Origin of the sequence: Actinospica acidithermotolerans (assembly GCF_018139625.1) — a bacterium.
Lineage (GTDB): Bacteria > Actinomycetota > Actinomycetes > Streptomycetales > Catenulisporaceae > Actinospica > Actinospica acidithermotolerans.
Genome location: NZ_JAGSOH010000209.1, coordinates 1 through 6,057, shown reverse-complemented (window position 1 = coordinate 6,057; position 6,057 = coordinate 1). Strand labels below are relative to the sequence as shown.

Genomic DNA, 6,057 nt, shown 5'->3' with positions numbered 1-6,057 from the left:
GCCTCAGAATCCGAACGACGCGCCGCGCTTGACCCCTGGCTGCACATCTACAACCATCACCGAGCACACACCGCGCTCAAAGGCCAACCACCCGCCAGCCGCGTACCCAACCTCACAGGACAGAACAGCTAGAGCAGCGCGCGCAGATCGTCCGCGATGTACGTCGCCTTGTGCACGCCCTCGGCGCTTTCGGCCTCCTCGCGCGTGGTCACGCCGGTCAGCACGAGCAGCGAGTCGACGCCGGCCCGGTTCGCGCCTTCGATGTCGGTGTCCAGCCGGTCCCCGACGACGAGCGGGTTCTTGGCGCCTGTGCGCAGCATCGTCTCCCGGTGCAGCGCCGTCTCCGGCTTCCCGGCGATCCGCGGCCACCCGCCGCACGCCTTGGACACGGCCGTGACCATCGCCCCGTTGCCCGGCGCGATACCGCGCGCGGTCGGCATGGTCATGTCGGTGTTCGCGGCGAACCAAGGCACGCCGCGCTGCACGGCGTATGCGATCTCGGAGAGGTTTTCCACCGTCGTGTCCGGCCGATAGCCCTGCACGGCCGCCGCCGGATTCTCGTCCGCCGACTCGACCGGAACCAGGCCGCGCTCGATCAGCGCGACCCGCAGGCCCTCCCCGCCGACCATGAGCACCTTGGACCCGGCGGGCACCGCCTCGGCGATCATCCGCGCGACCGCCTGGGCGGCCGTCACGACGTCGTCCGGGGCCGCGGGCAGTCCGAGCCGCACCAGGTGGTCCGCGACCGCCTGAGGGGTCCGTGAGGCGTTGTTGGTGACGTACGTGAGGTGCATCCCGAGCTCCGCCGCGGCCAGCAGCGCCTGAACGGCGTGCGGCACAGCGTCGGCGCCCCGGTAGACGACCCCGTCGAGGTCGAGGAGCGCGGTGTCATAGCGGCGGGCGAGGGGAAGCTGCGCGTCGTCGGTCACGCGCTGATCCTATAAGCAGCGCCACGCGCCGAGCCGCCGCCCTACTTCCAGCAGTAGGTGTAGTAGTTCGCGAGGGACGAGACCGCCTCACGGCTCAGCTCCGGATGCCGCGCGCTCATCGCCGCGCCGATCACGGAGCCGACCTCGCTCAACTCCATCGGCTCAGCCCGCCCGAGCCACGGCTGCGGCAACCCGAACATCTCCCCCACCAGCCCCTTGACCCGTACCGCGAGCTCAGCCGCAGCCGACGCGCCAAACGCCGCGACAAGCTCCGCCGACCGCGGATACCCGGGTGCCCTCACACTCACCGTCACCGCACGACTGAGCTCCACATCCACCGCCACGCCACCGAGCGTAAGCCGCCGAGGCACTCGTATGGCGGGACAGCGCTGAGCCGCAGTACCCAGTGGGAAAGCGCCAAGCGGCAGCACGCAGCCCCATCACCGACCCCGCCGGGGCGGTGGGCCTGTTATTTGTTTGCCTCCTGGCGGCGGTGCGCCGACTGCGTCCGCGCGGTCGCCCGCGCGCCGCGCAGCGCGAGGGCGTAGTAGTTCACGTCCGGCCGCATCGCCGCGGCGACGGCCAGGTGCTCCACGGCCAGGTCGAACTGCCCCAGCTTGGCCGCCGACAGACCCCAGCCGAACTGCGCGTAGTCGTCGTCCGGATCCTCCTCGACCAGCCGCTGGAAGGACACGACGGCCTGGTCGTACTGCTCGGAGTCGAACTGGGCCCGGGCCAGCGCCTCGAGCACCGAGCGCGAGTGCGGGACCCGCGCGGCCGCCCGGCCGAGCACCTGGGAGGCGGTGGCGGGGTCGCCCTCGTCGAGCAGTTGCACGCCGCGCTGGTACCAGTCGTAGACCTCGCCGCTGGGCAGGCCCTCTTCCTGCTCCTCGGCTCCCGCCGCCCAGCCTTCGTCCCGCTCAGCCATCCCGCGCCTCCTGCCGTCGTCGCGTCACCCGGTCCGTCGTCATCGCCGACTCCCGTCGAGAGCCGTCCTACCCCTGTCTCCGTCCGATCGATGCCTCCGACGGACCCGGACCACCCGTTCACCGGATGTCCCCGATCGCCCTTAGCATTTCGCTATGACCGCCGCGCACGCGCCCGACACGCCGGGCCGCCTCGTCCTTTCGCCGTTCCGCGGGCTCCGCTTCACGGCGGCCGCGGACCGGGCGGCGGTGATCAGCCCGCCGTACGACATGATCGACCCGGACCGGGCCCGGGCGCTGGCCTCGGGCGATGCGCACAACATCGTCCGGGTGATCCTGCCCGAGCTCGACGAGCCGGATCCGCTGCTGCGCTACCGCAGGGCGGCGCGCACGCTGCGCGACTGGCGGGACGAGGGCCTGCTGGCCCTGGACCCGGAGCCTGCCCTCTACGTCTACGAGCAGGTCGACGGCGAGGGCCCGGATCTGTCGGTACAACGCGGACTCATCGGAGCATTACTGCTCCCGAGTGACGAGTCTATCTCTCCAATTCACCCACACGAGGATGTTGTGGGCGTCGTGGTGCAAGACCGGCGCTCGCTGATGTACGCGCTCGGCGCCAACCCGGAGCCGATCCTGCTCACCTACCAGGGCGGCGGACCAGCCTCCGACCTGGTCGAACGGGTGACCGGCGACGGCGCGGAGCCGGTGGTGGACGTGCGCACCGCGGACGGCGTCCGGCACCGGCTGTGGGCGGTGACCGCGCCGGAGGATCTGGCGGCCGTCGGCGCCGACCTCGCCGGACGGGAGGCGCTGATCGCGGACGGCCACCACCGCTACGCCGCGTACCGCGAGCTGGCCAAGCTCGGCCGCACGGGATCGGAGCACGGCCTGGCACTGCTGGTGGACTCCTCCCGGCACCCGCTGCGCGTCCGCGGCATCCACCGCTGGCTGCCCGACCTGCGCGTCGAGCCGGCGCTGCGCGAGGCCGAGGAGTGGTTCACCGTGCGTGCCCTGGACGGCGGCTACAAGGCGGCGCTGCAGGCCCTCGGCGAGCTGGCGCCGACGAGCATCGGATTCGCCCTGGTGGACGGGCACAAGGCGTGGCTGCTGTCCGACCCGGACGAGAAGCTCCTCGAACGGTACATCCCCGCCGACCGCCCGGAGGCCTGGCGCCGGCTGGACGCGACGGTCCTGCACTACGCGCTGGCCGGCGGCGTCTGGTCGATACCGGACACGGCCGACCACATCCGCTTCGACCACGACCCGCGCAGCGCGGTCAACGAGGCGTACCGGCACTCGGGTGTGGCGGTGCTGCTGCGGCCGGTCGCCGAGGCGACGGTGCTGGAACTCGCGGCGGCGGGCCAGAAGATGCCGCGCAAGTCGACGTCGTTCTCCCCGAAGCCGGCGACCGGCCTGGTGCTGCGCCTGCTCGACGAGAGCTGACGGCCGGCTTCGACCGAGTGGGCAGAAGGGTTGGCCCCCGAGGGCATGCAAAAGGGTGGGCCCCCGAAGTCATGATGACTTCGGGGGCCCACCCTTCATGTGCGGAGCCGCAGCCGGCCGGTCCTGAGGGCCTACTGCTCCTCGTCCTCGACGCCGGACTCGAGCTCCTCGGCGCTCAGCTCCACGCGGGGAGCGGCGTCGTGCTCGTCCTCTTCGCCGTCTACCTCATCGTCTTCTTCTTCGTCGTCGAACTCCTCATCGTCGTCGAAGTCGTCCTCGAGGTCCTCGTCGTCCTCATCCTCGTCGTCGATGTCGCGCTCGCCCTCGAGCTCGTCCTCTTCGCCGAAGACGACGCCGTCGAGCTGCGCGATGCGCTCCTCGGCGTCGGTGATGCCCTCGCTGTCCGCCTCGGCGGCACGCGCGAACCACTCACGAGCCTCGGGCTCGCGGTCGGCTTCGAGCAGCGCGTCCGCGTAGGCGTAGCGCAGCCGCGCGGTCCACGGCTCGATCTGAGCCGACGTCAGGTCGGCGCCCTGCAGCATCGCCACGGCGGCGTCGACCTGGCCGAGGTCGCGACGAGCGCCGGCGGCGACGATCCGCAGCTCGATCTGCGTGCCCTTGTCGAGCTCCTTGGCCTCGGGCGCCTGCGCCATTTCGAGGGCCTTCTCCGGACGGCCCAGACCACGCTCGCAGTCGGCCATGACGGCCCACTGGTGGTTGGAACCGGTGATCCGCCGGGCGGCCCGCAGCTCGGCCAGCGCCTCGGCGTAGCGGTCGGACAGGTACGCCGTCAGGCCCAGCGCCTCACGCGTGGCAGCCAGCCGCGGGGCGAGCTGCTGCGCGGTGCGCGCGTGCTTGTACGCCTTCTCCGGGTCCTCGTCGATCAGCCGGCCGGCCATCACCAGGTGGCCGCCGACGAGCTGGGCCTTCATGCGCACGAGAGTGCGCAGCTCCGCGCGGATGTCGTCGTCGAGGTCCGCCAAGTCGATGTCGTCCGGCAGTTCGAGGTGCGCCGGCTGCTCGGAGTCACCCGATGATGCCGGACGCGGAGCCCGCTCCTCGCGACGCTGGAAACCACCGCGGTCGCCGCCACGGTCACGGTCGCCGTAGGGGCGACGCTCGCGGTCACCGTACGACGGACGATCCCCGCCACGGTCATCGCGACGCTGGAAACCGCCGCGGTCCCCGCCGCGATCCCGGTCACCGTACGACGGACGCTCTTCCCGGTTGTCGTCACGGCGCTGGAAGCCGCCGCGATCCCGGTCGCCGTAGGAAGGCCGGCTGTCGCGGTCGCCGAAAGCCGGCCGACGGTCGCGGTCCCGGTCGCCGTACGAGGGACGGCGGTCGTCGCGACGCTGGAAGCCGCCACGGTCCCCGCCGCGATCCCGGTCACCGTACGACGGACGGCTGTCGCGGTCGCCGTAGGGGCGACGCTCGCGGTCACCGTACGAGGGACGATCCCCACCGCGGTCATCACGGCGCTGGAAACCACCACGGTCACCACCGCGGTCATCACGGCGCTGGAAACCGCCGCGGTCCCCGCCACGGTCACGGTCGCCGTAGGGGCGACGCTCGCGGTCACCGTACGAGGGACGATCCCCACCGCGGTCATCACGACGCTGGAAACCACCACGGTCACCACCGCGATCCCGGTCGCCGTACGACGGGCGACTGTCGCGGTCGCCGTAGGGGCGACGCTCGCGGTCACCGTACGAGGGACGATCCCCGCCACGCTCATCACGACGCTGGAAACCACCACGGTCACCACCGCGGTCATCACGGCGCTGGAAACCACCGCGGTCCCCGCCACGGTCACGGTCACCGTACGACGGACGACGGTCGTCGCGACCCTGATACCCACCACGGTCTCCACCGCGGTCATCGCGACGCTGGAAGCCGCCGCGCTCGCCGCCACGGTCACGATCACGGTCGCCAAAGGGGCGACGCTCACGATCACCGTACGACGGACGATCCCCGCCACGCTCATCACGACGCTGGAAACCACCACGGTCACCACCGCGATCCCGGTCACCGTACGACGGACGGCGGTCGCCGCCACGATCGTCGCGCCGCTGGAAGCCGCCGCGGTCGCCGCCACGGTCACGATCACGATCGCCGTACGGGCGACGCTCACGGTCACCGTACGACGGACGATCCCCGCCACGGTCCCCACGGTCATCGCGACGCTGGAAACCACCGCGGTCATTACCGCGCTCACCGCGGTCGTCACGGCGCTGGAAGCCGCCCCGGTCCTCGGAGGACTGCGGACGCCGCTGCGGCTGGTCGCCGCCGCGGTTGCCGCCGCGCGACTGCCCTGCGACGCGCTTATTGCCGCTCCCCGCAGGACGGCCCGCCGAAGGACGCTTGGGGCGACCAGAAGAGGAAGTAGACATGCGCGGAAGACTCCTGTCGTGGCGGCTTAGGGGGTACGTCGTCGCTAACCGTTTTGTTCTGAACGTGCGCCATCGGCGCATCCACTCATTCTCCCCCACGGCCCGCGCCGATGGCCAATCGCCCGCCAACCGCGACACCTACGCACTGCTCGCTTGAGGTGACAGCGGCCAACGCAAGGGGAGAGAAAAACACAGTCAGCCCCGGACCGCGAAGGCCCGAGGCTGACTGGATTCCACAAGTAGCGCGGCGGCGTCCTACTCTCCCACAAGGTCCCCCTTGCAGTACCATCGGCGCTGGCGGGCTTAGCTTCCGGGTTCGGGATGGGACCGGGCGTTTCCCCGCCGCCATGACCGCCGCACGATCAT

General features: G+C 71.4%; 5 protein-coding genes, 1 rRNA gene and 2 pseudogenes. 2 read left to right on the top strand and 6 right to left on the bottom strand.

Going from position 1 to position 6,057, the window contains the following annotated elements; translation table 11 throughout:
• A pseudogene (locus tag KDK95_RS33650) lies at positions 1 to 132 on the top strand (integrase core domain-containing protein); the annotation flags it as partial.
• On the opposite strand, the pseudogene KDK95_RS33645 reads toward KDK95_RS33650, so the two are convergent.
• From KDK95_RS33645 to KDK95_RS33635, 3 genes and pseudogenes are all read right to left on the bottom strand, one after another.
• Positions 132 to 929, bottom strand: a pseudogene (locus tag KDK95_RS33645) (HAD-IIA family hydrolase); the annotation flags it as partial. The pseudogenes KDK95_RS33650 and KDK95_RS33645 overlap by 1 nt on opposite strands.
• Before the next feature lie 41 nt (positions 930 to 970).
• The gene (locus KDK95_RS33640; RefSeq protein WP_212522410.1) at positions 971 to 1,273 is read right to left on the bottom strand and encodes a hypothetical protein; all 303 of its coding nucleotides are present in this window, start codon (positions 1,271 to 1,273) and stop codon (positions 971 to 973) included.
• A 125-nt stretch (positions 1,274 to 1,398) separates the two neighbouring features.
• Positions 1,399 to 1,857: a tetratricopeptide repeat protein gene (locus KDK95_RS33635; RefSeq protein ID WP_212522409.1), complete on the bottom strand. Its 459-nt coding sequence runs from the start codon at positions 1,855 to 1,857 to the stop codon at positions 1,399 to 1,401.
• Between the two features lie 154 nt (positions 1,858 to 2,011).
• On the opposite strand from KDK95_RS33635, the gene KDK95_RS33630 reads away from it, so the two are divergent.
• A complete protein-coding gene (locus KDK95_RS33630) occupies positions 2,012 to 3,298 on the top strand; it encodes a DUF1015 family protein (protein ID WP_212522408.1) in 1,287 nt (428 codons plus the stop codon).
• Positions 3,299 to 3,429: 131 nt separating this feature from the next.
• On the opposite strand, the gene KDK95_RS33625 is transcribed toward KDK95_RS33630, so the two are convergent.
• From KDK95_RS33625 to rrf, 3 genes are all read right to left on the bottom strand, one after another.
• Complete coding sequence (locus tag KDK95_RS33625; protein ID WP_212522407.1) at positions 3,430 to 4,281, bottom strand: tetratricopeptide repeat protein; 852 nt, start codon at positions 4,279 to 4,281, stop codon at positions 3,430 to 3,432.
• The gene (locus KDK95_RS33620; RefSeq protein ID WP_212522406.1) at positions 4,227 to 5,504 is read right to left on the bottom strand and encodes a hypothetical protein; all 1,278 of its coding nucleotides are present in this window, start codon (positions 5,502 to 5,504) and stop codon (positions 4,227 to 4,229) included. The genes KDK95_RS33625 and KDK95_RS33620 overlap by 55 nt, the downstream gene beginning before the upstream one ends.
• Positions 5,505 to 5,933: 429 nt before the next feature.
• Positions 5,934 to 6,050: ribosomal RNA gene (gene rrf / locus KDK95_RS33615) — 5S ribosomal RNA — on the bottom strand.
• Positions 6,051 to 6,057: the final 7 nt, after the last annotated feature.

What these genes read in the sequence shown, in the direction of transcription:
- KDK95_RS33630 (WP_212522408.1), top strand. Translation starts at nt 2,012, where the DNA reads ATGACCGCCGCGCACGCGCCCGACACGCCGGGCCGCCTCGTCCTTTCG.
- KDK95_RS33620 (WP_212522406.1), bottom strand. Translation starts at nt 5,504, where the DNA reads ATGACCGCGGTGGTTTCCAGCGTCGCGATGACCGTGGGGACCGTGGCG.
- KDK95_RS33635 (WP_212522409.1), bottom strand. Translation starts at nt 1,857, where the DNA reads ATGGCTGAGCGGGACGAAGGCTGGGCGGCGGGAGCCGAGGAGCAGGAA.